This window comes from Citrobacter sp. MGH106, assembly GCF_001037495.1.
In the GTDB taxonomy this organism is placed as follows: Bacteria; Pseudomonadota; Gammaproteobacteria; order Enterobacterales; family Enterobacteriaceae; genus Citrobacter; species Citrobacter murliniae.
Genome location: NZ_KQ089822.1, coordinates 1,132,569 through 1,157,464 on the forward strand (window position 1 = coordinate 1,132,569; position 24,896 = coordinate 1,157,464).

Genomic DNA, 24,896 nt, shown 5'->3' on the forward strand with positions numbered 1-24,896 from the left:
GAAGTCCCCTTGCTTGCAACTCCCCGTAAAATCCTGCAAAGTCAGCCCTGAAACAAGAAAGGGCGGTTAAACATGAAACGACTCATCATAGGGATCAGCGGCGCTAGCGGCGCAATTTATGGCGTGCGCTTGTTGCAGGTGTTGCGTGACGTTGCTGATGTGGAAACCCATCTGGTGATGAGCCAGGCGGCGCGACAGACGCTGGCACTTGAAACGGACCTCTCTGTACGCGACGTGCAGGCATTAGCGAATGTAAATCATGATGCGCGTGATATCGCCGCCAGTATTTCATCCGGCTCGTACCAGACGGCTGGAATGGTTATCCTGCCATGTTCAATTAAAACGCTATCTGGCATTGTCCACAGCTACACCGATGGGCTGCTCACCCGTGCAGCTGATGTTGTGCTAAAAGAGCGCCGCCCTCTGGTGCTGTGCGTGCGTGAAACACCTCTGCATCTGGGACATCTGCGTCTCATGACGCAGGCGGCGGAAATTGGTGCTGTGATTATGCCGCCCGTACCGGCGTTTTACCATCGCCCTCAGACGCTTGATGACGTGATTAATCAAACAGTTAACCGTGTGTTAGACCAGTTTGATATCTCTCTCCCTCAGGACCTGTTTACCCGCTGGCAGGGGGCATAAGCTGCTCTGTCAGCGTGCAACTCTGTATTCGTTGCCCTGTTTCAGGGCAATTTTGTAACCGCGATCATATCCTCAACATTTAATTCGTTAAAACTCAACGAAACGCTGCGGTTCAACCGTCATACCTGCTATCTTCAAAATCAGGACAATATTGCAACGTTTTATTAACATATTTAACGTCGAATATCCTCATCGACGCGAAAATGGCATAAGACCTGCATGAAAAAGTCTGCAAACACACAACACAACGTAAAACATAATAAAATTACGCCACTTGAGGGTTATGTATGAAGAAGACGGTTCTTGCTTTGTCTTTGCTGGTAGGACTTTCCGCAACCGCGGCCAGCTACGCAGCACTTCCGCAGACAGTTCGTATTGGTACAGATACAACCTACGCCCCTTTTTCCTCTAAAGATGCGAAAGGGGATTTTGTCGGGTTTGATATCGATCTCGGAAATGAGATGTGTAAGCGTATGCAAATCAAATGTACCTGGGTTGCCAGTGACTTTGATGCGCTGATCCCATCGCTGAAAGCGAAAAAAATTGATGCCATCATCTCCTCGCTTTCTATCACCGAGAAACGCCAGCAAGAGATTGCTTTCTCAGACAAACTCTACGCAGCAGACTCACGTCTGATCGCGGCGAAAGGTTCCCCAATCCAGCCGACTCTGGATTCTCTGAAAGGTAAACACGTTGGGGTACTGCAAGGCTCCACACAGGAAGCCTATGCCAATGACACCTGGCGCAGCAAAGGCGTGGATGTAGTGGCATACGCGAACCAGGACCTTATCTATTCTGACCTGACAGCAGGGCGCCTCGATGCGGCATTGCAGGATGAAGTTGCTGCCAGCGAAGGCTTCCTGAAACAGCCAGCAGGTAAAGACTATGTGTTTGCTGGTCCTTCGGTAAAAGATAAAAAGTATTTCGGTGACGGAACCGGAATTGGTTTACGCAAAGATGATGTGGAACTGAAAGCTGCTTTTGATAAAGCGTTGGGTGAGCTGCGTCAGGATGGCACCTACGACAAAATGGCGAAAAAGTATTTTAACTTTAATGTCTACGGCGACTGATACGCTGAAACGGGAATTGATTGCACCATAGAGGCTAACCATTACGGTGCATAATAAATCCAGTGCACTGTTTTGGTGCTTTTATCGCTGTCTTAATGAGCATGATTGCATACTTAAGCGCTTTTCATGCAAAAAAATATTGCCGGCAAGGTAGAATGCTTTGCCTTGTCGGCCTGATTAATGGCACGATAACTGCACCTGGTCCTGTAAAGATCCCCTATAAAAGACAGTCTGTTGAGGATAGTTATGAAAAAACTGGTGTTGTCTCTTTCTCTGGTCCTGGCTTTCTCCAGTGCCACCGCAGCATTTGCAGCCATTCCGCAAAAAGTCCGTATCGGTACCGATCCTACTTATGCCCCGTTTGAATCGAAAAATGCGCAGGGTGAACTGGTTGGTTTTGATATTGATTTGGCAAAAGAACTCTGCAAACGCATTAATACACAATGTACCTTCGTGGAAAACCCGTTGGATGCGCTGATCCCTTCGTTAAAAGCGAAGAAAATCGACGCTATCATGTCTTCGCTTTCCATTACTGAAAAACGTCAGCAGGAAATTGCTTTTACCGACAAACTTTATGCAGCGGATTCTCGTCTGGTAGTTGCTAAAGATTCTGATATCCAGCCGACAATCGAGTCGCTGAAAGGCAAGCGTGTCGGTGTTCTGCAGGGCACTACCCAGGAAACATTCGGTAACGAGCACTGGGCGCCAAAAGGCATTGAAATTGTCTCCTATCAGGGGCAGGACAATATCTATTCTGACCTGACTGCCGGACGAATCGACGCCGCGTTCCAGGATGAAGTCGCTGCCAGTGAAGGCTTCCTGAAGCAACCTGTAGGTAAAGATTACAAATTCGGTGGCCCGTCTGTGAAAGATGAGAAACTGTTCGGCGTGGGTACCGGAATGGGGCTGCGCAAAGACGATAACGAACTGCGCGAAGCACTGAATAAAGCATTTGCAGAAATGCGTGCTGACGGTACTTACGAGAAACTGGCGAAAAAGTACTTTGATTTTGATGTTTACGGCGGTTAATCACCGCAGGTGCTGATAAAGCCCGTAGATTGTTGATCGACTTATTGCCTGATGGCGACTGCGCCTTATCAGACCTACGACGAAAGCATGTAGGCCTGATAAGCGAAGCGACATCAGGCATAAAACGTGTCGAGACAACATATCAAAAGAGGCTCATTACTTCACCACACACAACAGGACAGGCAGCATGTTGTATGGCTTTTCAGGTGTTATTTTACAGGGCGCGATTGTTACGCTCGAGCTGGCTCTCAGCTCAGTAGTGCTGGCGGTCCTGATAGGTCTTGTCGGCGCGGGAGCTAAGCTTTCGCAAAGTCGGGCAATGGGGCTAATTTTCGAAGGGTACACGACGTTAATACGTGGAGTACCCGATCTTGTCTTAATGCTGCTCATATTCTACGGGTTGCAGATTGCGCTTAACACCATAACCGACGCAATTGGTATCAGCCAGATTGATATCGATCCGATGGTGGCGGGTATTATCACGCTCGGTTTTATCTACGGGGCCTATTTTACCGAAACCTTTCGCGGTGCGTTTATGGCTGTGCCCAGAGGCCATATTGAAGCGGCAACTGCATTCGGTTTTACCAGTTCACAGATATTCCGCCGCATTATGTTTCCGGCGATGATGCGCTATGCATTGCCGGGAATTGGTAATAACTGGCAGGTTATTCTTAAAGCCACGGCGCTGGTTTCTCTGCTCGGACTTGAAGACGTGGTGAAAGCCACTCAGCTTGCGGGTAAGAGCACCTGGGAGCCGTTCTACTTTGCCGTGGTGTGCGGCGCTATCTATCTGGTGTTTACCACTGTTTCTAACGGTGTGCTGCTGTACCTTGAGCGCCGCTACTCCGTGGGTGTGAAGAGGGCTGACCTGTGATTGAGATTATTCAGGAGTACTGGAAATCCCTGCTATGGACCGACGGCTATCGCTTCACCGGCGTGGCAATAACGCTGTGGTTGCTGATCTCATCTGTGGTAATGGGGGGCATCCTGGCGCTGTTTTTGGCGATTGGTCGTGTTTCCAGCAATAAGTTTATCCAGTTTCCCATCTGGCTATTTACCTATATTTTTCGTGGAACACCGCTTTACGTTCAGTTGCTGGTGTTTTATTCCGGAATGTACACGCTGGAAATCGTTAAAGGGACAGACTTCCTCAACGCTTTTTTCCGCAGTGGCCTTAATTGTACCGTGCTGGCGCTAACGCTAAACACCTGTGCCTATACCACAGAGATTTTTGCCGGGGCAATCCGTTCGGTACCTCATGGCGAGATTGAAGCCGCGCGTGCCTATGGCTTCTCTTCATTTAAAATGTATCGCTGTATTATTTTGCCTTCAGCATTGCGTATTGCGCTGCCAGCATACAGCAATGAAGTTATTTTAATGTTGCACTCAACGGCGCTGGCATTTACGGCGACGGTGCCGGATTTGTTGAAAATCGCCCGCGATATCAACTCGGCAACTTACCAGCCGTTTACCGCATTCGGTATTGCCGCCGTACTGTATTTGATGATTTCGTATGTCCTGATCAGTCTGTTCCGCAAAGCGGAAAAACGCTGGTTGCAGCATGTCTCCTCTAAATGATTCGAGTAACACGATGTCTGAAAATAAATTAAACGTTATCGATTTACATAAGCACTACGGCGAACATGAAGTGCTGAAAGGGGTATCGCTGCAGGCCAACGCGGGTGATGTTATCAGTATTATTGGCTCGTCAGGTTCCGGTAAAAGTACGTTCCTGCGCTGCATTAACTTTCTCGAAAAACCGAGCGCCGGGTCGATTGTGGTCAGTGGTCAGAATATTGGCCTGGTACGCGACAAAGACGGTCAGCTCAAGGTGGCGGATAAAAACCAACTTCGTCTGTTACGTACGCGACTGACTATGGTCTTCCAGCACTTCAACCTGTGGAGCCATATGACGGTGCTGGAAAACGTCATGGAAGCGCCGATTCAGGTGTTAGGTTTAAGCAAACAGGAAGCTCGCGATCGCGCGGTGAAGTATCTGGCCAAAGTCGGTATTGATGAACGCGCCCAGGGTAAATATCCGGTACATCTGTCCGGTGGGCAACAGCAGCGTGTATCTATTGCTCGCGCGCTGGCAATGGAGCCGGAAGTGCTGCTATTTGATGAGCCGACTTCAGCCCTTGATCCGGAGTTGGTCGGTGAAGTACTGCGCATTATGCAGCAACTGGCCGAAGAGGGAAAAACCATGGTGGTCGTCACCCATGAAATGGGATTTGCCCGGCATGTCTCCACGCACGTTATTTTCCTGCATCAGGGGAAAATCGAAGAAGAAGGCGATCCGGAGCAGGTATTCGGCAACCCGCAGAGTCCACGTTTGCAGCAGTTCCTGAAAGGGTCATTGAAGTAGTACTGCTGTACCGTCCAAAATGCCCGGGGGCACCTCACTTCCGGGCTTATAAACCCCGTGCTGGACACTCCAGACGATAGACACAGTCGTCATACCGTATGCCATTCACTTCGTATGCTTGCTCGAGTACCTGGGTGAGTACAAAACCTGTCTTTTCCAAAATGCGTATTGACCCCGTATTCTCGGCTAACACATATGCGTTTATCGCGGTGACTCCTGCCTGCTGAAAGGCGTAATCGCACACAGCACGGACTGCCTCGCTGGCGATACCTTTTCCCTGTGCCTGTGGGACGACGGCGTAGCCGATATCTGCTTCCTGAGGATAAAGATGACTAATTTGTAAGCCAATATCGCCCAACGGCGTATTGTTATTATGTTCACGGATAACGAAGGAATGCTTAGCGGAAAGGCGTCTGGCAAACAGTAAGCGCGTTTCTTTTGCCGTGGAGATGTCAGCCATATAACGCATTATTTCCGGGCTTTCACGCAGCCTGAGGAAAAATGACCAGTCAGAGAGTTGATATGCAGAGAGGATAAGTCGGGGAGTCGTTATTATCGCCATAAAGTCGCTATTAAATGTCGCCATTGAGGTAGTCAGTTTTATAACCTTACCACCACAATAGCGACAGTGAACAGTCAGCAGAGATTATCGCAGGACATCCGCCAGCGCTTCTTCCAAATCATACCAGCGAAATGCAAAACCAGCGGCTTCCAGGCGTTTGGGTAACGCTCGCTGCCCGCCGAGGACCAGCACCGATGATTCCCCCATCAGTAACCGCATGGCCGTCGCAGGGACGCGCACGATAGCAGGTCGGTTCAGGGCATGACCCAGCGCGTGGGCGAACTGCTCGTTACGTACCGGGTATGGTGAAACCATATTGAAGGGGCCGTGCAGATCGTTATCCAGCAGCCAGATAATACCGTTCACCATATCGTCAATATGGATCCAGGCAAGATATTGGCGTCCGTTACCGATAGGACCGCCCAGGCCAAGACGAAATGGTGGAACCATTTTTGCCAGGATCCCGCCAGCAGGAGCCAGCACAACCCCTGTACGTAGCAAACACACGCGCGTTCTGTCGCTTTGCGCACTGCTGGCAATGTTTTCCCATTGAGCGCACAACTTATGGGTAAACTCGTTATGCGGTGGCTCTTCTTCTGTGACGACTACCTCGCCAAGGTCACCGTAATATCCTGCCGCGGAACCCGATATCAATACCGCTGGTGGTGTGTCGCTGGCCCTGATTAGATCGACCAGTTTCTGCGTAATACCCCAGCGGCTCTGGCACAGTCGCTCTTTTTGCTCAGCAGTCCAGCGCTTATCCGCGATAGGTTCACCGGCAAGGTTAATGACTGCTTCAATTCCATTGAGGTTGTGTTGGTCCTCAAGTCCTTTCCAAATCGTGACCCGTGAATCCAGGATCTGGCGGGCCTTATCGGGGGTACGTGTCACTACGGTTATCTGATGCCCCAATTCCAGCAGACGGGGGATCAGATGGCGTCCAATCAGGCCAGTACCGCCAGTAATCAGAATCTGCATGTCGCCTCCCGGGTAACGATTAGCGCTGCCAGCTCAGCGTCATGGAAACGGAGTCGGCATAACGCAATGCGTGAAGTTTATCGATCTCTACTTCAGCATAAGTGACCCAGTGATGTTCGCGTGCGATATCGAGCACATCTTGAGTTAATTTTTCTAATAATGAGAAGCGGTTACTTTCCACATGTTGAATTATGCTCTTGGTGATCGTGCGGTAATTCAACGCATCGTTGATATCTTCACTGGTACGGGCTATGTCTGCCGGATAGTGGATGGCTATGTTGATGACGATATCCTGCCGGTTGAGGATCTCCTCTTCTTTGATGCCAATAAAGGTGCGCAGACGAAGGTTTTTTATACGAATAATAGCGTCAGGTTGTGACATTGCAGGTTTCCTCCATGTATGAACCTCTGCATGATACACGAGAACCTAATCGCGTTACTTCTTCTCACTGAGCAGTTTGCTGCATCGCGCGTTCCGTGGCGGGACGCGTACGGATACGCTCGTACCAGTTATTGACTGCCGGATAAGTATCGAGATCGATACGTTGACGCTGGTGGGCGTTAATCCAGGGCCAGCAAGCAATATCCGCAATACTATAATGATCGCCACCCAGCCAGGGTGAAGTTTCCAGACGCTTATTCATCACGTTATACAATCGGTGGGTCTCAACCTGATATCGTTCAATGGCGTAAGGGATCGTCTGCGGTGCGAAGTGATTAAAGTGGTGATTTTGGCCAAGCATAGGACCTAATCCGCTGACCTGCCAGAAGAGCCACTGTAGCGTGGTATGGCGTTCTCGCAATTCACCACTTAGCAGCTTTCCGCTCTTCTCCGCCAGGTAGAGCAAAATTTCACCAGATTCAAACAGACTGATCGGTCTTCCGCCATCTTCCGGGGCATGATCGACAATTGCAGGAATTTTATTATTTGGCGAAATAGCCAGAAAATCGGGATGAAACTGATTACCTTTGCTGATATCCACATGAATTAAACGGTACTTCAACTGCGCCTCTTCCAGAAACAGCGTGATTTTATGTCCGTTGGGCGTTGGTGTGTAGTAGAGGTCGATCATTTTCTGCGTCCGTTTTGTCACCTGGTCACTACAAGTATAGAACCTGCTGACGAGCGTGAGTTTTCATCAAGTGACAGAGTGAGAAAGACTCTATATTTTGAAAGTAAGCCAATACATCTCTGAGGATATTATGAGCAAACCTGCAATTACGCTGTGGTCAGATGCAAACTTTTTCTCCCCGTACGTGTTGTCCGTATATGTTGCTCTACAAGAGAAAGGGCTGCCTTTTACGCTGAAAACAGTAGATCTCAACCATGGCGAACACTTACAGCCTTCATGGCAAGGGTATGCCCTCACGCGCCGTGTACCGGTTCTCGAGATCGACGGTTTTGAACTGAGTGAATCATCGGCAATTGCCGAGTTTCTTGAAGAGAGCTTCGCGCCGCCGCAATGGGAGCGGATTTACCCTCACGATATCCAGAAACGCGCTCGCGCCCGCCAGGTTCAGGCCTGGATCCGTAGCGATCTCATGCCGATTCGTGAAGAGCGTTCAACGGACGTGGTCTTTGCCGGTGTAAAAAAACCGCCGTTGAGTGAAGCGGGGAAGGCGAGTGCGGAAAAATTGTTTGCCACAGCGGGCAACTTACTGGCCCATGGGAAACAGAATTTATTTGGTGAATGGTGTATTGCAGATTGCGATTTAGCACTCATGCTTAATCGTCTGGTCCTTAACGGAGATGATGTTCCTGAGCAGTTAGCGGAATATGCAGCGTTCCAGTGGCAGCGTGCATCGGTACAACGTTTTATCGCGCTTTCCGCGAAGCGTTCCTGCTGATCATCGGGGCGTAATCCAGTATCATTGAAAGGTAATTTTCAACGAGGAGTGAGTGATGAAACTGATGTTCGCATCGGACATTCATGGTTCGTTGCCAGCCACGGAGCGCGTACTCGAGAGGTTTACCCAAAGCGGTGCGCAATGGCTGGTGATATTGGGTGATGTTTTAAACCACGGGCCGCGTAATGCGTTGCCGGAAGGCTACGCGCCGGCGCAGGTTGCCGAGCGTTTGAATGAGCAGGCATCGCGTATTATTGCGGTGCGTGGCAACTGTGACAGCGAAGTGGATCAGATGCTCCTGCAATTTCCGATAACTGCACCGTGGCAGCAAATTCTGACAGATAATCAGCGCCTCTTTTTGACGCACGGACATCTTTTTGGCCCGGAAAATCTTCCGCCCCTGAGTGCCGGAGATGTGCTGGTTTATGGGCATACTCATTTGCCGGTTGCAGAACAGCGTGGGGAGATTTATCACTTTAACCCTGGTTCGGTCAGCATCCCGAAAGGGGGTTTTACGGCAAGCTACGGGATTCTGGATGATAATGTTCTCAGAGTAATGGCACTCAATGATCAAAGTATCATTGCGCAGGTCGAGATTAATCCGTAATTTACCCCACAAACGTAAACGCGCCGTAAGAGCGCTAGAAAAAAGAAGGTTTCCTGATGGTGGAACAGCGTCGTTTGGCAAGTACGGAATGGGTGGATATTGTGAATGAAGACAACGAAGTCATCGCACAATCCAGCCGGGAACAGATGCGGGCGGAACGCTTACGTCATCGTGCAACGTATATCGTTGTGCATGATGGTATGGGTAAAATTTTGGTTCAGCGCCGCACCGAGACAAAAGACTTTTTGCCTGGCATGTTGGATGCCACAGCAGGTGGCGTCGTTCAGGCAGATGAGCAACTTCTCGAATCGGCCCGTCGCGAGGCAGAAGAAGAGTTAGGCATCGCGGGCGTACCGTTTGCCGACCACGGGCAGTTTTATTTTGAAGATAAAAATTGTCGGGTTTGGGGGGCGTTGTTTAGTTGTGTATCTCATGGGCCGTTCGCGTTGCAGGAAGAAGAGGTTAGCGAGGTTTGCTGGCTGACACCGGAAGAAATTACGGCGCGCTGCGACGAATTCACGCCGGATTCACTGAAGGCGCTGGCGTTGTGGATGACCCGCAACGCCAAGAATGAGTCCGCGACTAAGTCGTCAGAGACCCAACAAGAAAAGCAGGAAGAGGCGGAGTAGAACCTCAACAGCTATCTCGCATGCATAAACTGGAGGCGATCTGTTTTTGATCGCTCCAGTTTCCATCCTGAATTCTCGCCAGCAATGCGCGCCCGGCCTCAAGACCAATCTTACGATGTGGTACAGCCATTGTTGTCAGTGGCGGTTGGCAGACTTTGCTCACATCGCTATTGCCGAACCCCACGACAGCAAGATCATCAGGAACTTTAATACGTCGCCGCTGACATTCGTACAATACGCCGCAGGCCAGTTCATCTGACACACAGACCAGCGCGTCCAGTTCCGGCCAGGCGAGAATAAATTCGGGAAGTTGTGACGTTCCGGTAGAAAAAACCGGGGGTAATGCGGCATTAATCACCCGATTTGGTGACATATGATGACGCAACATCGCTTTATACCAGCCTTGTAAATGTTGCTGAAAAATCCACTGCTCCTGATTGGCACATAACAGGCCAATGTTCTGGTAGCCACGCTGAATCAGCATCTCAGTCAGTTCAAACATAGCCGCGACGTTATCAATGCCGATATTCATATCGATGGGGTCGCTACGAATGGCACCGATTTCCATAACCGGAATAGACGCATTTTTCAGCCAGTGCCGCACGGTGTCGTTGTGTTCGACGCTAAGCAATATTGCGGCTGCAATATTTGAGGCAAGCAGTGTTTCCAGTAGTTTTTCTTCCTGCTCAAGACGATTGCGGGACTCTGCCAGCATTATCTGGTATCCGGCTGGCTGTAAAATTTCCTGCAACCCCGCGAACATTTCTGAACAACCTGCCTCAGCCAGATTAGGCACCACCATGGCAATTGTGCGTGATGAAGCTGATGCCAGCGCACTTGCCGCAAGATTAGGCATATACCCGAGCTCATGCACCGCCGCTTCAATTTTTTCTCTGAGTTTATCGGATACCTGTTCAGGGGTGCGTAATGCACGGGAGACGGTCATAGTGCCAACACCAGCAAGCTGAGCAACATCGGCGATGGTCACTTTTCCTGTACTACGCCGTTTTCGAGTTAGAGACATACAAATTCCTGCTTAATTACAACCAGTTGAGCTGTTTTTTTATTGTCATTCTTTGCTTCGCGTAAAGGGCAGTATACGCCTTAAATCATTTTTTTTGCTGTGATTTCACTCAGTAATCGTATTTTGATAGCGCTATCACATAACCGAACGATATCTTTTGATAGCGCTATCTTTGTGACTACGATCGCAGATATGGTTTCAGTGGTTGAATAAAGTTTGTCCATATTGAGCGAATGCTAAGGAGGAAAAGTGCTGAGTACCTGGTTAACGGATAGAACCATTATGCTGTGCGAAAGCGTAGAGGATTGGCCGCAGGCTCTGGAGCTTTGTGCCAGACCCTTGCTGAATGCGGGAGTCATTACGTCTGATTACCTCACTGCCATTGTCGCGCAGCACCATAAGTTAGGCCCTTATTATGTGCTGGCTCCGGGTCTTGCGATGCCCCATGCCAGGCCAGAAGAAGGAGCGAAAGACTTAGGTTTGTCGCTGCTGAAATTAAAGCAAGGTGTTTCATTTGGTGCAGGAGAGTTTGATCCAGTTGATATTATTATTATGCTGGCCGCTCCAGATAAACACAGCCATATTGCCATGATTTCTGCCCTTGCTGAGTTATTTTCAAGTGATAAAGAACTTGCGCAATTACATAGTGCTACAACACGGGAGGAAATTAAAAAAATTATTTCACGCTTCTGATTTAAGTCCAGATTGAATGTTATGAAACATTACGCGTGAGCGTGATGCGGGTGTACTCTACTAAAAAGGTGATAACAATGAAAATCATGGCTATTTGTGGCTCTGGCCTGGGCAGCAGTTTTATGGTTGAAATGAATATTAAAAAAGTCCTCAAAAAACTCAATATTGAGGCGGAAGTCGAACACTCCGATCTCTCCTCCGCCACGCCAGGGGCCGCCGACCTGTTCGTCATGGCTAAAGATATTGCTGCCAGCGCCAGCGTACCAGAAGCACAACTGGTAGTGATTAATAATATTATCGATATCAATGAACTCGAAGCGCAGCTATGCGCATGGTTCGATAAACAATAACTGTATATGTGCGTAATCACTCAGACTGCATTTCGGCAGTTTGACTGCCCATGTGCATAAAGCGAGGTGGATATGTTTATCCTTGAAACGCTAAATTTTGTTGTTGATATACTGAAAGTACCCTCTGTGCTGGTAGGATTAATTGCCTTAATTGGCCTGGTTGCGCAGAAAAAGGCTTTTTCTGATGTTGTTAAAGGTACTATTAAAACTATTCTTGGATTTATTGTGCTTGGTGGTGGGGCTACCGTATTGGTTGGTTCATTAAATCCATTGGGCGGGATGTTTGAGCACGCTTTTAATATCCAGGGTATTATTCCCAATAATGAAGCGATTGTCTCTATTGCACTAGAAAAATACGGTGCCTCGACGGCGCTTATTATGGCATTTGGGATGGTGGCCAATATTATTGTCGCCCGTTTTACTCGATTGAAATATATCTTTTTGACCGGGCATCACACTTTTTATATGGCCTGTATGATCGGCGTAATCCTGACTGTGGCAGGATTTGACGGGGCGGGGCTGGTCTTTACGGGGTCACTGATTCTCGGGCTGGTCATGGCCTTTTTCCCTGCACTGGCGCAGCGTTATATGCGCCGTATCACAGGCAACGATGAGATTGCTTTCGGTCACTTCGGCACGTTGGGATATGTGCTCTCAGGCTGGATTGGAAGCGTGTGCGGTAAAGGCTCTCGCTCAACAGAAGAGATGAATCTGCCGAAGAATTTAAGCTTCCTGCGTGACAGCTCTATCTCTATTTCTCTGACCATGATGATCATCTACCTGATTATGGCAATTAGCGCCGGGCGGGAATACGTTGAAAGTACCTTCAGTGGTGGGCAGAACTATTTGGTTTACGCCATCATCATGGCAATTACCTTTGCTGCAGGGGTGTTTATCATTCTGCAAGGGGTGCGCCTGATTCTGGCGGAGATCGTGCCGGCCTTTACCGGTTTTTCTGAAAAACTGGTGCCTAATGCCCGCCCTGCACTTGACTGTCCGGTAGTCTATCCCTACGCCCCTAACGCTGTATTAATTGGTTTTCTGTTCAGCTTTCTCGGTGGTCTGGTGGGGCTGTTCTTGCTTGGGCAGATGAAGCTGGTGTTAATTTTGCCGGGCGTGGTGCCACACTTTTTCACTGGGGCAACTGCGGGGGTATTTGGTAACGCCACCGGTGGGCGTCGTGGGGCAATGATTGGCGCTTTTGCTAATGGCCTGCTAATCACTTTCCTGCCCGTACTTCTTCTACCTGTACTGGGTGCAATCGGCTTTGCCAACACGACCTTTTCAGATGCTGACTTTGGTGTGGTAGGCATTGTCCTTGGCAACCTTGCTCGCTATTTGTCCCCTCTCGCTATCACTGGTCTGGTTGTCGCGCTCTTTGCGTTACTGGTTGCCTGGAACGTGTTCGCTAAAAACAGAACGGCAGCGGGTAATGCGCCGGAAAATAATGGAGCCAAATCATGAATGTGAATGAAGTTACACAACTGGCGAAAGAGATCCGCATCGCCACGCTGAAATCGCTGACGCATCTGGGGTTTGGCCATTTTGGCGGCAGTATGTCGGTCGTGGAAGCGTTGGCCGTCCTGTATGGTGCAGTGATGAAAATCGACCCCGCCGATCCGGACTGGCCGGAACGTGACTATTTCGTCTTATCCAAAGGTCATGCGGGGCCGGCACTGTACAGTACTCTTGCGATCAAGGGGTATTTCCCGATTGAAGAATTGAGCACGCTGAACCAAAACGGTACTCGTTTGCCCAGCCATCCGGACAGGCTTAAAACGCGTGGTGTAGACGCTACCACTGGCTCGTTAGGACAGGGCATATCTATCGCCGCTGGGATGGCGTTATCCCATAAGCTGGCAAAGCGTCCGAATCGGGTATTTTGCATTGTTGGCGATGGCGAACTGAACGAAGGTCAGTGCTGGGAGGCGTTTCAGTTTATTGCGCACCATAAGCTGAATAACCTGACGGTGTTTGTTGACTGGAATAAACAACAGTTAGATGGCGAACTGGATGACATCATTCGCCCGTTTAGCCTGGAGGACAAATTCACGGCCTTTGGTTTTGAGGCGATCACGGTGAAAGGGGATGATATTGCAGGCCTGCTGACTGCAGTGCAGTCGCGTCTGAATGAAGAGACTCGACCTCGGATTGTTATTCTCGACAGTATCAAAGGACAGGGTGTGCCATATCTGGAACATCTCAGCAATTCCCATCACCTGCGTCTGACGGAAGAAATGAGACAGGCGTTGAATGAAACCGTTCATCATCTGGAGGCCACGCATGATTAAGCTCGCGCCCGCAGGGCAAAAAGATAACGTAGAGATGCGTAAGGTATATGCCGGATTCGTGGCGAAAGAAGTGGCAGCAGGAAGCCCGATTATTGCTCTTGAAGCCGATCTGATGAGTTCGATGGCAATGGACAGTGTGGCGCGGGATTACCCACAGCACGTTATTAACTGCGGCATCATGGAAGCCAATGTGATTGGTACTGCCGCTGGACTGGCATTAACGGGACGTAAACCGTTTGTGCACACTTTCACTGCATTTGCCAGCCGTCGTTGTTTCGATCAGCTGTTTATGTCACTGGACTATCAGCGTAATAACGTGAAGGTGATCGCTTCAGATGCCGGGGTTACCGCTTGTCACAACGGAGGTACGCACATGTCCTTTGAAGATATGGGGATTGTGCGCGGCCTGGCGCATTCGGTGGTACTGGAAGTGACGGATGCTGTGATGTTCGACGATATCTTACGCCAGCTTCTGGAGCTTGAGGGCTTCTACTGGGTACGCACAATCCGTAAGCAGGCGTCGAGTATCTACGCGCCAGGATCGACATTTACGATCGGCAAAGGGAATGTTCTGCGCGAAGGCGAAGATGTCACGCTAATAGCCAACGGGATTATGGTTGCAGAAGCGCTGGAAGCCGCACGACAACTGGAACACATAGGGGTAAATGCGGCAGTCATCGATATGTTTACTCTGAAGCCTATTGATAGGATGTTGGTGAAGAACTATGCCGAGAAAACGGGACGAATTGTGACCTGTGAAAACCACAGTATTCATAATGGACTGGGGTCAGCAGTGGCTGAAGTGCTGGTGGAAACGTGCCCGGTACCGATGCGTCGGGTTGGTGTCAAAGAACGTTATGGTCAGGTTGGGACACAGGATTTTTTACAGGAAGAATATGGACTCACCGCCGCGGCGATTGTTGAGGCAGCGAAATCATTAATGTGAAGGAACGCCCCTTGTCATAGGTGACAAGGGGCTTATTTTTAATGATATCCCATTATCTGCGCGCCTATCACCACCACGCTGGACATAATAAACAGCAGCCCCAGCAGCGTTGCTCCCACCTTCAACCAGTTGCGGAAGTCCACCCGGCAAACGCCCAATGTCGCCATAAGTGACGCGGATGTTGGATAGATAATATGGCTGAAACCATCACCAAACTGGAAAGCGAGAACGGTAACCTGGCGGTTTACACCGACTAAATCACCGAGAGGCGCCAATAACGGCATAGTCAGCGCCGCCTGGCCTGAACCGGAGGTGACAAAGAAGTTAAATGCTGCCTGAAATAGCAGCATAAACCATGCAGCGATAGCATTGTCCAGACCGCTGATACCGTTGGCAATACTGTGCAGGAGAGTATTTAACACACTCGCATCCCCCGCCTCTCCATTGCCCACAAGCAGTAAAATACCCTTGGCAAAACCAACCAGCAGGGCAGGGGCAATCATCATCCGCGCACCTTCGGTAAACGACGAGGCCATAATGTTGACCGTCATACCATTGAGCCGGAAGATAACGCCAATAATGCCTATCACCAGACCCATGGTGAAGAACTGGCTGGCGATTTCAGGAATGAACCATGCGTTGACAATCACGCCCCAGACAACCCAAATCATCACGCCGGTAAGTACTAACAATACCAGCCAGTCGCCCAGAGTGAAACGCCGCTCCACGACGTCATCCTGCTGCTCGCGGAAGAAACGATCGGATTCATGAACGCGTGAAAGTAGAGGATTCTTTTTGATGCGTGATGCGTAGGCGAGGGTGAAAGTGAGACCAATCAGGGTCGCAACGACCCATACCACGATACGCAGGCCAGAGCCGGAGAGCACAGGTACACCCGCAATGCCTTGCGCGACAACCACACAGAACGGATTCATCCACGAGCTGGCAAAGCCAATTTGGGTGGCGATGTAGGTAACGAGCACAGTGGTGATACTGTCGTAACCCAGGCGTACCATGAGCGGTGCAATGATAATGGCAAAAGCGACAGCCTCTTCTCCCATGCCAAATACAGCACCACCTAATGAGAAGAGAATAAACAGCACCGGGATAAACAAGACCTCGTTACCCCGCGTATGACGGATAAGCGCCAGGATGCCGTTATCAATGGTTCCTGTACGCATAACAATGCCAAATGCGCCGCCAATTACCAGCATAAACATAATGATGCCAACGGCAGTGCCAAATTTTGAGCCGGAGGTTAAACCTTCAAACGGAAAGTTCATCAGTCCGGGACTTTCATCGCCGGTGGTGAAAAACTTAACCCGATGGTACTGCTCTTCACCCGCATCGTTGGTCAGTATACGAAACGAGTGGGGATCGACCACTTTCCGGGTTTTGGTCTGCCCATCAACCTGGTACTGCACCTCCTGGCTGTCGAACATGCCGACGGGTACAACCCAGGTCGCCAGGCTGGTTAAAATGGCAACGAAAAATATGATCACCAGCGTATCGGGCATTGCCCATTTCTTAGCGGGTTGTGATTCTGTTACTGCAGACATGAAGAGCTATCCCTGTTGCAAAGCAAAGAGGCTAAGTATGCAAACAGGAGAATAGTTATTCATTGATGCAGCGCAGTTAAGCAAATATTTCAGAAATTACTAATTGGAATAACAGGCATAAAAAAACCGGAAATATCAGCTATTTCCGGTTTAAAGAACCACTATCTGTAGGCCAGACTGGACGCGTTCACGTCACCATCTGGCGTACAAAGCAGATTACTGCCGCTGCTGAGAAGACTGGATCGCGGTCAGTGCGATGGTGTAGACGATATCGTCTACCAGCGCGCCACGAGACAGGTCGTTCACCGGCTTGCGCATACCCTGCAGCATCGGCCCGATGGAGATCAGGTCGGCAGAACGCTGTACCGCTTTGTAGGTGGTGTTACCGGTGTTCAGATCCGGGAAGATGAACACGGTAGCGCGACCCGCAACCGGAGAGTTCGGCGCTTTGGATTTCGCAACGTCAGCCATAACAGCGGCATCGTACTGCAGCGGGCCATCGATCATCAGGTCTGGACGTTTTTCCTGCGCCAGACGAGTTGCTTCACGTACCTTCTCAACATCGCTACCTGCACCAGAAGTACCGGTGGAGTAGGAAAGCATCGCTACGCGCGGTTCGATACCGAAAGCAGCTGCGGAATCTGCAGACTGAATTGCGATTTCTGCCAGCTGCTCTGCAGTCGGATCCGGGTTGATCGCGCAGTCGCCGTAAACGTATACCTGATCCGGCAGCAGCATGAAGAACACAGAAGATACCAGAGAGCTACCTGGTGCAGTTTTGATCAGCTGCAGCGGTGGGCGAATGGTGTTCGCTGTGGTGTGAACAGCACCAGAAACCAGACCGTCAACATCGTCCTGTTCCAGCATCAGGGTACCGAGAACCACGTTGTCTTCCAGCTGTTCGCGGGCAACGGTTTCGGTCATCCCTTTGTTTTTACGCAGTTCGACCAGACGAGCAACGTAGCTTTCGCGAACCACATCCGGGTCAACGATTTCTACGCCAGCACCCAGCTCAACGCCCTGAGAGGCTGCAACACGGGTGATTTCATCCGGGTTACCCAACAGTACGCAAGTTGCGATACCACGTTCAGCACAGATGGCTGCCGCTTTAACGGTACGCGGTTCGTCGCCTTCCGGCAGAACAACGCGTTTACCGGCTTTACGAGCCAGTTCGGTTAACTGATAGCGGAACGCTGGCGGAGACAGACGACGGCTGCGCTCAGAGGTCGCGGTCAGGGATTCAACCCAGTCAGCGTTGATATAGTTAGCAACGTATTCCTGGACTTTCTCAATGCGCTCGTGATCGTCAACCGGAACTTCCAGGTTGAAGCTCTGCAGGCTCAGAGAGGTCTGCCAGGTGTTGGTGTTCACCATAAATACCGGCAAGCCGGTTTCGAATGCACGTTCGCAAAGTTTGGTGATGCGCGCGTCCATCTCGTAACCGCCAGTCAGCAGCAGGGCACCGATTTCAACGCCGTTCATTGCCGCCAGGCATGCTGCAACCAGCACATCAGGGCGATCGGCAGAAGTCACCAGCAGAGAACCAGCACGGAAGTGCTCAAGCATGTGTGGAATGCTGCGTGCGCAGAAAGTCACTGACTTCACGCGACGGGTGTTGATATCGCCTTCGTTAACGATGGTAGCGTTCAGGTGACGCGCCATATCGATTGCACGAGTAGCGATCAGGTCAAAGCTCCATGGCACCGCGCCCAGAACCGGCAGCGGGCTGGACTCTTGCAGTTTAGCCGGATCAACTTTGATCACTTTCGCTCTGGAAGAGTCGTCGAAAATCTCGGACAGATCCGGGCGAGTACGGCCTTGCTCATCAACCGGTGCGTTCAGTTTGTTAACGATAACGCCGGTGATGTTGGTATTTTTTGCGCCGCCGAAGCTGCTGCGAGTCAGTTCAATACGCTCGTTCAGCTGTTCCGGGGTGTCAGTACCCTGAGACATAACGAATACGATTTCCGCATTCAGCGTTTTCGCGATTTCGTAGTTCAGAGATTGTGCGAACTGATGTTTACGGGTTGGGACCAGGCCTTCAACCAGTACGACTTCTGCATCTTTGGTGTTCGCGTGGTAATTCGCGATGATCTCTTCCATCAGCACATCTTTCTGATTGCTGGAGAGCAGAGATTCAACGTGGCTCATCTTCAGCGGCTCAGCAGCTGGCAAAGAAGAGTTAGCACGTACGATAGCGGTGGTCTGGTCTGGCGCATCGCCACCGGCACGCGGTTGAGCAATCGGCTTAAAGACGCTCAGACGAACGCCTTTGCGTTCCATTGCGCGGATAACGCCAAGGCTGACGCTGGTCAGGCCGACGCTGGTTCCGGTAGGGATCAGCATAATAATACGGGACACGGTTTATCCTCTTTCGTTACCGCCGACATGTGGCGGGTTACAAAACAGCACCGCCAGCTAGGCTGGCGGTGTGAAATCAGGCAGTCAGACGGCTCGCGTCTTGCGCGATAACCAGTTCTTCGTTGGTTGGGATAACCACCGCAGGACGGGTACCTTCTTTGTTGATGAAACCAGATTTGCCGAAACGTGCGGCCAGGTTACGTTCGTGGTCAACTTCAAAGCCCAGAACGCCCAGTTTGCCCAGAGACAGTTCGCGAACCATCGCTGCGTTCTCACCGATACCACCGGTGAAGACAACTGCATCCAGACGACCATCCATCAGCGCAGTGTAAGAACCGATGTATTTCGCCAGACGGTGGCAGTAAACGTCCATTGCACGTTTAGCGTCTTCTTTGGTGGTGTAGTTGTCTTCAACATAACGGCAGTCGCTGGTGACTTCGGTCAGGCCCAGCAGGCCGGACTCTTTAGTCAGCATTTTGTTGATAGCGTCAACGCTCATGCCCAGCGTGTCGTGCAGGTGGAAGATGATCGCCGGGTCGATGTCACCGGAACGTGTACCCATCACCAGACCTTCCAGCGGGGTCAGACCCATGGAGGTATCAACACATTTACCGTTACGGATAGCAGAAACAGAACCGCCGTTGCCCAGGTGGCAAGTGATGATGTTCAGTTCATCAACCGGTTTGTTCAGCATTTTTGCCGCTTCCTGAGTTACGAAGAAGTGGCTGGTACCGTGCGCGCCGTAACGACGAACGCCGTGTTCTTTGTACAGGCTGTACGGCAGGGCGTAGAGGTAAGATTCTTCCGGCATAGTCTGATGGAACGCAGTGTCAAACACAGCCACGTTTTTATCTTTCAGATTCGGGAAGGATTTCAGCGCTTCAGCAATACCGATCAGGTGAGCCGGGTTATGCAGCGGTGCGAAAGAGGCAGAATCTTTGATGCCCTGGATAACGGAATCGTCGATAACCACGGAGCTGGTATACTTCTCGCCGCCGTGTACGATACGGTGACCAATTGCGGTCAGTTGCGCAGACAATTCCGGTTTTTGTGCCAGAATAGTGTTAACGATGAAGTTCAGCGCTTCACTGTGAGCGGCGCCTGCACCTAAAGCCGCTTCTTGTTTACCGCCGTCCATTTTCCACTTGATACGTGCTTCTGGGAGATGGAAACATTCGGCTAAACCAGAAAGGTATTCTTCACCGTTTACTGCATCGATGATGGCAAATTTCAGTGAGGAGCTACCGCAGTTCAGAACCAGTACTAACTTACTCGACATGGAAGTACCTATTTATGATACGTGGCTAAAAAAACGTCAGGGAGTCATAGAGCGTAGCGCATGATGACACCGACGTTTATGATTAACATCATGCGCCATTGTCTTTTTGGGCACGATGGAATAAATACCTTTGAGTCTATGTCATTTTGCGTAATTTTCAGCCAATGGCATACTGTATGCCAGTTTGACGACTCAATGATTTTGGACTAAAGGCCTTACAGGCCGACACAGGATACCTGATTGTGGGTATCGAAGACAAAATGTTTTGAACGATGTCCTCTGTAGTTGTTGTTTTGCACAAATTTTTTAAATTTTATATGTGAAGTTGAGGTAACCGCCATGTCGACACCGGATAATCGCTCCGTAAATTTTTTCAGTTTGTTTCGCCGGGGGCAGCACTACGCAAAGACGTGGCCGATGGAAAAGCGCCTTGCGCCAGTATTTGTTGAGAACCGCGTGATTCGCATGACGCGTTATGCTACCCGTTTTATGCCGCCTATCGCCGTATTTACCTTATGCTGGCAAATTGCGCTGGGGGGGCAGTTGGGACCGGCTGTGGCGACCGCATTGTTTGCGCTTAGCCTGCCGATGCAGGGTATGTGGTGGTTAGGTAAACGTTCTGTCACGCCGTTGCCACCATCCATACTCAACTGGTTCTATGAGGTTCGGGGAAAATTACAAGAGGCCGGACAAGCGCTGGCACCGGTGGAAGGAAAGCCGGATTATCAGGCGCTAGCTGACACGCTTAAGCGCGCCTTCAAACAACTGGATAAAACTTTTCTTGATGATTTGTAATTGACCCCGGATTACGCATATAAAAGAAGGCACAAGATGCCTTCTTTTTTTCATTGCAGCAGTAGTGATACAGGAGTCCCAAATGGAAATGACCAACGCTCAACGTCTTATTTTGTCCAACCAGTACAAAATGATGACTATGCTCGATCCTGGTAATGCCGAACGCTATCGTCGTTTGCAGACGATTATTGAACGCGGTTACGGTTTGCAGATGCGCGAGCTTGATCGTGAGTTTGGCGAGCTGACGGAAGAAACCTGTCGCACAATTATCGATATTATGGAGATGTATCATGCATTACACGTCTCCTGGACTAACCTTAAAGACGCGCAGACTATTGACGAACGTCGCGTCACGTTCCTCGGCTTTGATGCCGCAACGGAAGCGCGCTTCCTGGGATACGTTCGTTTTATGGTCAATGTAGAAGGGCGTTATACCCATTTTGATGCGGGTACGCATGGCTTCAACGCCCAGACGCCAATGTGGGAAAAATATCAGCGCATGCTGAATGTCTGGCACTCTTGCCCACGTCAGTATCACCTGAGCGCGAACGAAATTAACCAAATCATTAATGCCTGAGGGGGCGAGCGTGCAGTGCAAAGGCTTTCTGTTTGATCTGGATGGAACGCTTGTCGATTCCTTACCAGCAGTAGAACGTGCATGGTGTAACTGGGCCGATCGTTTTGGCCTTGATCACGACGAAGTGCTGGGCTTTATTCATGGCAAGCAGGCGATAACCTCTCTGCGGCACTTTATGGTCGGGAAATCCGAAGCGGAGATCGCAGCGGAGTTTACGCGCCTGGAGCAAATAGAGGCGACTGAGACTGACGGGATCATCGCACTACCCGGGGCGGTTGATTTACTGAATCACCTCAATAAAGCGGGGATCCCGTGGGCGATAGTGACCTCCGGATCAATGCCGGTGGCGCGGGCACGTCATCGTGTCGCGGGTCTGCCGGCCCCTGAAGTGTTTGTCACTGCCGAACGGGTAAAAAGAGGTAAGCCGGAGCCAGATGCATATCTTTTGGGAGCGCAACTGCTCGGCCTTGCACCGCGAGAGTGTGCTGTTGTAGAGGATGCGCCAGCTGGTGTGCTCTCTGGTCTGGCGGCAGGGTGTCATGTTATTGCCGTGAATGCCCCCGCAGACACACCGCGTCTGGATGAGGTCGACTTTTCGCTGACCAGTCTGGAACATATTTCCGTGACCAAACAACCTAACGGAAATGTGAGCGTTGTAAGAAATACCTGATCGTGATTTAGCCCCAGATTGTTGGGGCTTTTTTATGGCAGAATCGGTCTATCCCTCTCATTTAACAAGGATATGTTGTGAACGGTGAATTGGTATGGGTTCTCTCATTGTTGGCTATCGCCGTCGTTTTGTTTGCAACTGGCAGAGTGCGTATGGACGCGGTCGCTTTGCTGGTTATTATTGCCTTTGTTCTGAGTGGAACACTGAGCATCACAGAAGCTTTTTCCGGTTTCAGCGATCCTAACGTTATTTTGATAGCGGCCTTATTTATTATTGGCGACGGCCTGGTGCGTACCGGGGTGGCGACGGTGATGGGGGCCTGGTTGGTTAAGGTCGCCGGCAGTAGCGAAGTCAAAATGCTGGTGCTGTTGATGATAACCGTTGCCGGTCTCGGGGCATTTATGAGCTCTACCGGCGTGGTCGCCATTTTTATTCCGGTTGTCTTAAGCGTATCCATGCGCATGCAAATATCCCCCTCACGCCTGATGATGCCGCTGAGCTTTGCCGGATTGATCAGCGGGATGATGACGTTGGTGGCAACACCACCTAACCTGGTCGTTAACAGTGAGTTGCTGCGTGAAGGGCTTAACGGCTTCAGTTTCTTCAGCGTTACGCCTCTGGGGCTGGTTGTTCTCGTACTCGGCATTATTTATATGCTGTTGATGCGTTTTATGCTCAAAGGGGACGTTGCGGGGCAGCAGGGTGACGGATGGAAACGCCGTACCTTTCGCGATCTCATTAAAGAATATCGCCTCACCGGGCGTGCCCGTCGGCTGGCTATTCGTCCTGGATCGCCGATGATTGGCCAGCGCCTGGATGACCTTAAATTACGTGAACGTTACGGGGCGAATGTGATTGGCGTTGAACGCTGGCGTCGCTTTCGTCGCGTTATCGTGGACGTTAACGGAGTTTCTGAGTTTCGGGCGCGTGATGTTTTGTTGATAGACATGTCCGCTGCCGATGTGGATTTGCGTGAATTTTGTAGCGAACAACTGCTGGAGCCAATGGTGCTGCGTGGTGAATATTTCTCCGAACAGGCGCTTGATGTTGGCATGGCTGAGATTTCACTGATCCCGGAATCGGAGTTAATTGGTAAAACGGTACGGGAAATAGGATTTCGTACCCGTTATGGGCTGAATGTTGTTGGATTAAAGCGTGATGGTACTGCGCTTGCCGGGGCGGTTGTGGATGAGCCGCTGCTGATGGGGGATATTATTCTGGTAGTGGGAAACTGGAAGGTCATTGCCTTGATGGGGAAAAAGGGGCGTGACTTTGTGGTGCTGAATATGCCAGTGGAAGTGAGTGAAGCTTCCCCGGCACACAGTCAGGCACCGCATGCGATTTTCTGCCTGGTTCTTATGGTCGCTCTGATGCTGACCGATGAAATACCTAACACGGTTGCCGCTCTCATCGCGTGCTTGCTGATGGGCAAATTCCGTTGTATTGATGCTGAGAGCGCGTATAAAGCGATTCACTGGCCGAGTATTATCTTGATTGTCGGGATGATGCCTTTTGCGCTTGCCCTGCAAAAAACAGGCGGTGTCGATCTGGTGGTGAAAGGGTTGATGGATGTCGGTGGAGGGTATGGCCCGTACATGATGCTGGGTTGCCTGTTCGTACTGTGTGCAACCATTGGATTATTTATCTCAAATACCGCGACGGCAGTTCTGATGGCACCAATTGCGCTGGCGGCAGCGAAGTCTATGGGGGTTTCGCCGTATCCTTTTGCGATGGGGGTTGCGATGGCGGCATCCGCGGCCTTTATGACGCCGGTCTCCTCACCGGTCAACACGCTGGTGCTGGGACCGGGAAACTACACTTTCAGCGACTTCGTGAAGATTGGTGTGCCATTTACGGTTATTGTCATGGCGGTGTGCGTAGTAATGATCCCGATGCTGTTCCCGTTTTGACGGATGGTATGGCCCGGTGGCGTTGCGCTACCGGGCCAACAACGCCTTCCTGTAAGCCGGTCAGGCCTTACTCTATCTGGTAACGCGTCTTATAGCGGAGAATCCTGACTAATCTCGTCAAGAGATAAGTGGAAACTTGGCACGAACATATCCATAAAATAATCCATCTCTTCGCTACGACGTGACTTCAGTGTTTTTTCCAGTCGTGTTTTCGCCAGCAAAAATTCGTTGTTACCGGCCGAGAGTTCCTCCAGACACTTCAGATAAGCGCAAAGGGCATCGGCCTGTTTAACAATAGATTTCTCTTCATCGCTGTAAGCGTGTTCATCAATTAATGGCGCAAAAATATCACGCAGCTCATCTGGGACCATATCGACCAGCTTCTGCTGGGCAATTTTCTCAATGGCTTTATATTCCTGAGCGATTTGCGAGTTGAAATATTTAACCGGGGTAGGGAGATCACCGGTCAGCACTTCGGAAGCATCGTGGTACATCGCCAGCAGGGCAATGCGTTCGGCATTAACCTGACCACCAAATTTACGATTCTTGATAGCGGCCAGCGCATGAGCAACCATCGCAACCTGCAGGCTATGCTCAGACACATTTTCGGTGCGCACGTTGCGCATCAATGGCCAGCGATTAATGAGCTTCAGACGGGAGAGGTGGGCAAAAAAATGGCTCTGCTTCATAACGACCCTTACTCAGTGACTT

The 24,896-nt window shown here is 50.5% G+C and carries 27 protein-coding genes; 18 read left to right on the forward strand and 9 right to left on the reverse strand.

Annotated elements, in window-relative coordinates:
* Positions 1 to 72 precede the first annotated feature (72 nt).
* From SK36_RS05310 to hisP, 6 genes are all read left to right on the forward strand, one after another.
* Positions 73 to 642, forward strand: coding sequence for a UbiX family flavin prenyltransferase (locus tag SK36_RS05310; RefSeq protein WP_045445673.1), 570 nt, complete (start codon positions 73 to 75; stop codon positions 640 to 642).
* A gap of 287 nt (positions 643 to 929) precedes the next feature.
* Positions 930 to 1,712: a lysine/arginine/ornithine ABC transporter substrate-binding protein ArgT gene (argT, locus tag SK36_RS05315; RefSeq protein WP_045445670.1), complete on the forward strand. Its 783-nt coding sequence runs from the start codon at positions 930 to 932 to the stop codon at positions 1,710 to 1,712.
* A 246-nt stretch (positions 1,713 to 1,958) separates the two neighbouring features.
* Positions 1,959 to 2,741, forward strand: coding sequence for a histidine ABC transporter substrate-binding protein HisJ (gene hisJ / locus SK36_RS05320; RefSeq protein ID WP_045445667.1), 783 nt, complete (start codon positions 1,959 to 1,961; stop codon positions 2,739 to 2,741).
* Between the two features lie 187 nt (positions 2,742 to 2,928).
* Positions 2,929 to 3,615 (forward strand): histidine ABC transporter permease HisQ, encoded by a 687-nt coding sequence (locus SK36_RS05325; RefSeq protein ID WP_045445664.1) that lies wholly within the window; start codon positions 2,929 to 2,931, stop codon positions 3,613 to 3,615.
* Positions 3,612 to 4,319 carry a histidine ABC transporter permease HisM gene (gene hisM / locus SK36_RS05330; RefSeq protein ID WP_045445661.1) on the forward strand — a complete coding sequence of 236 codons (708 nt, stop codon included), beginning with the start codon at positions 3,612 to 3,614 and terminating at the stop codon, positions 4,317 to 4,319. The genes SK36_RS05325 and hisM overlap by 4 nt, the downstream gene beginning before the upstream one ends.
* Before the next feature lie 13 nt (positions 4,320 to 4,332).
* Entirely contained in the window at positions 4,333 to 5,106 is a 774-nt protein-coding gene (hisP, locus tag SK36_RS05335; RefSeq protein ID WP_003028114.1) for a histidine ABC transporter ATP-binding protein HisP, read from the forward strand.
* Between the two features lie 46 nt (positions 5,107 to 5,152).
* Here hisP and SK36_RS05340 read toward each other — a convergent pair whose 3' ends face one another.
* The 4 genes from SK36_RS05340 to yfcG form a co-directional block, all read right to left on the reverse strand.
* Positions 5,153 to 5,668 (reverse strand): GNAT family N-acetyltransferase, encoded by a 516-nt coding sequence (locus SK36_RS05340; protein WP_075261809.1) that lies wholly within the window; start codon positions 5,666 to 5,668, stop codon positions 5,153 to 5,155.
* Positions 5,669 to 5,752: 84 nt separating this feature from the next.
* The gene (locus SK36_RS05345; RefSeq protein ID WP_048220979.1) at positions 5,753 to 6,646 is read right to left on the reverse strand and encodes a TIGR01777 family oxidoreductase; all 894 of its coding nucleotides are present in this window, start codon (positions 6,644 to 6,646) and stop codon (positions 5,753 to 5,755) included.
* Positions 6,647 to 6,665: 19 nt separating this feature from the next.
* Positions 6,666 to 7,028 carry a dihydroneopterin triphosphate 2'-epimerase gene (folX, locus tag SK36_RS05350; RefSeq protein WP_045445639.1) on the reverse strand — a complete coding sequence of 121 codons (363 nt, stop codon included), beginning with the start codon at positions 7,026 to 7,028 and terminating at the stop codon, positions 6,666 to 6,668.
* A 64-nt stretch (positions 7,029 to 7,092) separates the two neighbouring features.
* The gene (gene yfcG, locus SK36_RS05355) at positions 7,093 to 7,719 is read right to left on the reverse strand and encodes a GSH-dependent disulfide bond oxidoreductase (RefSeq protein ID WP_045445636.1); all 627 of its coding nucleotides are present in this window, start codon (positions 7,717 to 7,719) and stop codon (positions 7,093 to 7,095) included.
* A gap of 130 nt (positions 7,720 to 7,849) precedes the next feature.
* Here yfcG and yfcF point away from each other — a divergent pair, with 130 nt between their 5' ends.
* The 3 genes from yfcF to yfcD are packed head-to-tail and all read left to right on the forward strand — an operon-like array spanning position 7,850 to position 9,730.
* Complete coding sequence (gene yfcF, locus SK36_RS05360) at positions 7,850 to 8,494, forward strand: glutathione transferase (RefSeq protein ID WP_048220981.1); 645 nt, start codon at positions 7,850 to 7,852, stop codon at positions 8,492 to 8,494.
* A 55-nt stretch (positions 8,495 to 8,549) separates the two neighbouring features.
* Entirely contained in the window at positions 8,550 to 9,101 is a 552-nt protein-coding gene (yfcE, locus tag SK36_RS05365; RefSeq protein ID WP_045445630.1) for a phosphodiesterase, read from the forward strand.
* A 56-nt stretch (positions 9,102 to 9,157) separates the two neighbouring features.
* On the forward strand, positions 9,158 to 9,730 hold the full coding sequence (gene yfcD, locus SK36_RS05370; protein ID WP_045445627.1) for an NUDIX hydrolase YfcD: 573 nt from the start codon (positions 9,158 to 9,160) through the stop codon (positions 9,728 to 9,730).
* 4 nt (positions 9,731 to 9,734) lie between these two features.
* Here yfcD and SK36_RS05375 read toward each other — a convergent pair whose 3' ends face one another.
* Positions 9,735 to 10,754: a LacI family DNA-binding transcriptional regulator gene (locus SK36_RS05375; RefSeq protein ID WP_045445624.1), complete on the reverse strand. Its 1,020-nt coding sequence runs from the start codon at positions 10,752 to 10,754 to the stop codon at positions 9,735 to 9,737.
* 249 nt (positions 10,755 to 11,003) lie between these two features.
* On the opposite strand from SK36_RS05375, the gene SK36_RS05380 reads away from it, so the two are divergent.
* From SK36_RS05380 to SK36_RS05400, 5 genes are all read left to right on the forward strand, one after another.
* Positions 11,004 to 11,447 carry a PTS sugar transporter subunit IIA gene (locus tag SK36_RS05380; RefSeq protein WP_045445621.1) on the forward strand — a complete coding sequence of 148 codons (444 nt, stop codon included), beginning with the start codon at positions 11,004 to 11,006 and terminating at the stop codon, positions 11,445 to 11,447.
* 77 nt (positions 11,448 to 11,524) lie between these two features.
* Positions 11,525 to 11,797: a PTS sugar transporter subunit IIB gene (locus SK36_RS05385; RefSeq protein WP_045445618.1), complete on the forward strand. Its 273-nt coding sequence runs from the start codon at positions 11,525 to 11,527 to the stop codon at positions 11,795 to 11,797.
* Between the two features lie 72 nt (positions 11,798 to 11,869).
* Positions 11,870 to 13,261 carry a PTS ascorbate transporter subunit IIC gene (locus tag SK36_RS05390; RefSeq protein WP_048220983.1) on the forward strand — a complete coding sequence of 464 codons (1,392 nt, stop codon included), beginning with the start codon at positions 11,870 to 11,872 and terminating at the stop codon, positions 13,259 to 13,261.
* The gene (locus SK36_RS05395) at positions 13,258 to 14,088 is read left to right on the forward strand and encodes a transketolase (protein WP_048220984.1); all 831 of its coding nucleotides are present in this window, start codon (positions 13,258 to 13,260) and stop codon (positions 14,086 to 14,088) included. The genes SK36_RS05390 and SK36_RS05395 overlap by 4 nt, the downstream gene beginning before the upstream one ends.
* Entirely contained in the window at positions 14,081 to 15,034 is a 954-nt protein-coding gene (locus SK36_RS05400) for a transketolase family protein (protein ID WP_045445608.1), read from the forward strand. Before SK36_RS05395 ends, SK36_RS05400 begins: the two co-directional genes overlap by 8 nt.
* Positions 15,035 to 15,072: 38 nt before the next feature.
* Here SK36_RS05400 and yfcC read toward each other — a convergent pair whose 3' ends face one another.
* The 3 genes from yfcC to ackA form a co-directional block, all read right to left on the reverse strand.
* A complete protein-coding gene (gene yfcC, locus SK36_RS05405; RefSeq protein WP_048220985.1) occupies positions 15,073 to 16,593 on the reverse strand; it encodes a putative basic amino acid antiporter YfcC in 1,521 nt (506 codons plus the stop codon).
* 216 nt (positions 16,594 to 16,809) lie between these two features.
* The gene (gene pta / locus SK36_RS05410) at positions 16,810 to 18,954 is read right to left on the reverse strand and encodes a phosphate acetyltransferase (protein WP_048220986.1); all 2,145 of its coding nucleotides are present in this window, start codon (positions 18,952 to 18,954) and stop codon (positions 16,810 to 16,812) included.
* 76 nt (positions 18,955 to 19,030) lie between these two features.
* Positions 19,031 to 20,233 (reverse strand): acetate kinase, encoded by a 1,203-nt coding sequence (gene ackA, locus SK36_RS05415; protein ID WP_045445600.1) that lies wholly within the window; start codon positions 20,231 to 20,233, stop codon positions 19,031 to 19,033.
* Positions 20,234 to 20,572: 339 nt separating this feature from the next.
* On the opposite strand from ackA, the gene yfbV reads away from it, so the two are divergent.
* From yfbV to SK36_RS05435, 4 genes are all read left to right on the forward strand, one after another.
* Positions 20,573 to 21,028 (forward strand): terminus macrodomain insulation protein YfbV, encoded by a 456-nt coding sequence (yfbV, locus tag SK36_RS05420; protein WP_045445597.1) that lies wholly within the window; start codon positions 20,573 to 20,575, stop codon positions 21,026 to 21,028.
* Positions 21,029 to 21,110: 82 nt separating this feature from the next.
* Positions 21,111 to 21,605 carry a YfbU family protein gene (locus SK36_RS05425; protein WP_045445594.1) on the forward strand — a complete coding sequence of 165 codons (495 nt, stop codon included), beginning with the start codon at positions 21,111 to 21,113 and terminating at the stop codon, positions 21,603 to 21,605.
* On the forward strand, positions 21,598 to 22,275 hold the full coding sequence (locus SK36_RS05430) for a sugar phosphatase (protein ID WP_075261759.1): 678 nt from the start codon (positions 21,598 to 21,600) through the stop codon (positions 22,273 to 22,275). The genes SK36_RS05425 and SK36_RS05430 overlap by 8 nt, the downstream gene beginning before the upstream one ends.
* A 77-nt stretch (positions 22,276 to 22,352) precedes the next feature.
* Complete coding sequence (locus SK36_RS05435) at positions 22,353 to 24,185, forward strand: SLC13 family permease (RefSeq protein ID WP_045445588.1); 1,833 nt, start codon at positions 22,353 to 22,355, stop codon at positions 24,183 to 24,185.
* A gap of 89 nt (positions 24,186 to 24,274) precedes the next feature.
* Here SK36_RS05435 and yfbR read toward each other — a convergent pair whose 3' ends face one another.
* Entirely contained in the window at positions 24,275 to 24,874 is a 600-nt protein-coding gene (gene yfbR / locus SK36_RS05440) for a 5'-deoxynucleotidase (protein WP_048220987.1), read from the reverse strand.
* Positions 24,875 to 24,896: the final 22 nt, after the last annotated feature.

Bases quoted from the DNA above. Each gene is read 5' to 3' on its own strand.
- SK36_RS05375 (WP_045445624.1), bottom strand. From the start codon at position 10,754: ATGTCTCTAACTCGAAAACGGCGTAGTACAGGAAAAGTGACCATCGCC.
- SK36_RS05390 (WP_048220983.1), top strand. From the start codon at position 11,870: ATGTTTATCCTTGAAACGCTAAATTTTGTTGTTGATATACTGAAAGTA.
- SK36_RS05400 (WP_045445608.1), top strand. From the start codon at position 14,081: ATGATTAAGCTCGCGCCCGCAGGGCAAAAAGATAACGTAGAGATGCGT.
- SK36_RS05340 (WP_075261809.1), bottom strand. From the start codon at position 5,668: ATGGCGATAATAACGACTCCCCGACTTATCCTCTCTGCATATCAACTC.
- SK36_RS05310 (WP_045445673.1), top strand. From the start codon at position 73: ATGAAACGACTCATCATAGGGATCAGCGGCGCTAGCGGCGCAATTTAT.
- SK36_RS05325 (WP_045445664.1), top strand. From the start codon at position 2,929: ATGTTGTATGGCTTTTCAGGTGTTATTTTACAGGGCGCGATTGTTACG.
- SK36_RS05385 (WP_045445618.1), top strand. From the start codon at position 11,525: ATGAAAATCATGGCTATTTGTGGCTCTGGCCTGGGCAGCAGTTTTATG.
- yfbR (WP_048220987.1), bottom strand. From the start codon at position 24,874: ATGAAGCAGAGCCATTTTTTTGCCCACCTCTCCCGTCTGAAGCTCATT.
- yfcF (WP_048220981.1), top strand. From the start codon at position 7,850: ATGAGCAAACCTGCAATTACGCTGTGGTCAGATGCAAACTTTTTCTCC.
- SK36_RS05430 (WP_075261759.1), top strand. From the start codon at position 21,598: ATGCCTGAGGGGGCGAGCGTGCAGTGCAAAGGCTTTCTGTTTGATCTG.
- yfcE (WP_045445630.1), top strand. From the start codon at position 8,550: ATGAAACTGATGTTCGCATCGGACATTCATGGTTCGTTGCCAGCCACG.
- SK36_RS05425 (WP_045445594.1), top strand. From the start codon at position 21,111: ATGGAAATGACCAACGCTCAACGTCTTATTTTGTCCAACCAGTACAAA.
- hisP (WP_003028114.1), top strand. From the start codon at position 4,333: ATGTCTGAAAATAAATTAAACGTTATCGATTTACATAAGCACTACGGC.
- hisJ (WP_045445667.1), top strand. From the start codon at position 1,959: ATGAAAAAACTGGTGTTGTCTCTTTCTCTGGTCCTGGCTTTCTCCAGT.
- argT (WP_045445670.1), top strand. From the start codon at position 930: ATGAAGAAGACGGTTCTTGCTTTGTCTTTGCTGGTAGGACTTTCCGCA.
- yfcD (WP_045445627.1), top strand. From the start codon at position 9,158: ATGGTGGAACAGCGTCGTTTGGCAAGTACGGAATGGGTGGATATTGTG.
- yfbV (WP_045445597.1), top strand. From the start codon at position 20,573: ATGTCGACACCGGATAATCGCTCCGTAAATTTTTTCAGTTTGTTTCGC.
- SK36_RS05345 (WP_048220979.1), bottom strand. From the start codon at position 6,646: ATGCAGATTCTGATTACTGGCGGTACTGGCCTGATTGGACGCCATCTG.
- ackA (WP_045445600.1), bottom strand. From the start codon at position 20,233: ATGTCGAGTAAGTTAGTACTGGTTCTGAACTGCGGTAGCTCCTCACTG.
- yfcC (WP_048220985.1), bottom strand. From the start codon at position 16,593: ATGTCTGCAGTAACAGAATCACAACCCGCTAAGAAATGGGCAATGCCC.
- SK36_RS05395 (WP_048220984.1), top strand. From the start codon at position 13,258: ATGAATGTGAATGAAGTTACACAACTGGCGAAAGAGATCCGCATCGCC.
- yfcG (WP_045445636.1), bottom strand. From the start codon at position 7,719: ATGATCGACCTCTACTACACACCAACGCCCAACGGACATAAAATCACG.
- folX (WP_045445639.1), bottom strand. From the start codon at position 7,028: ATGTCACAACCTGACGCTATTATTCGTATAAAAAACCTTCGTCTGCGC.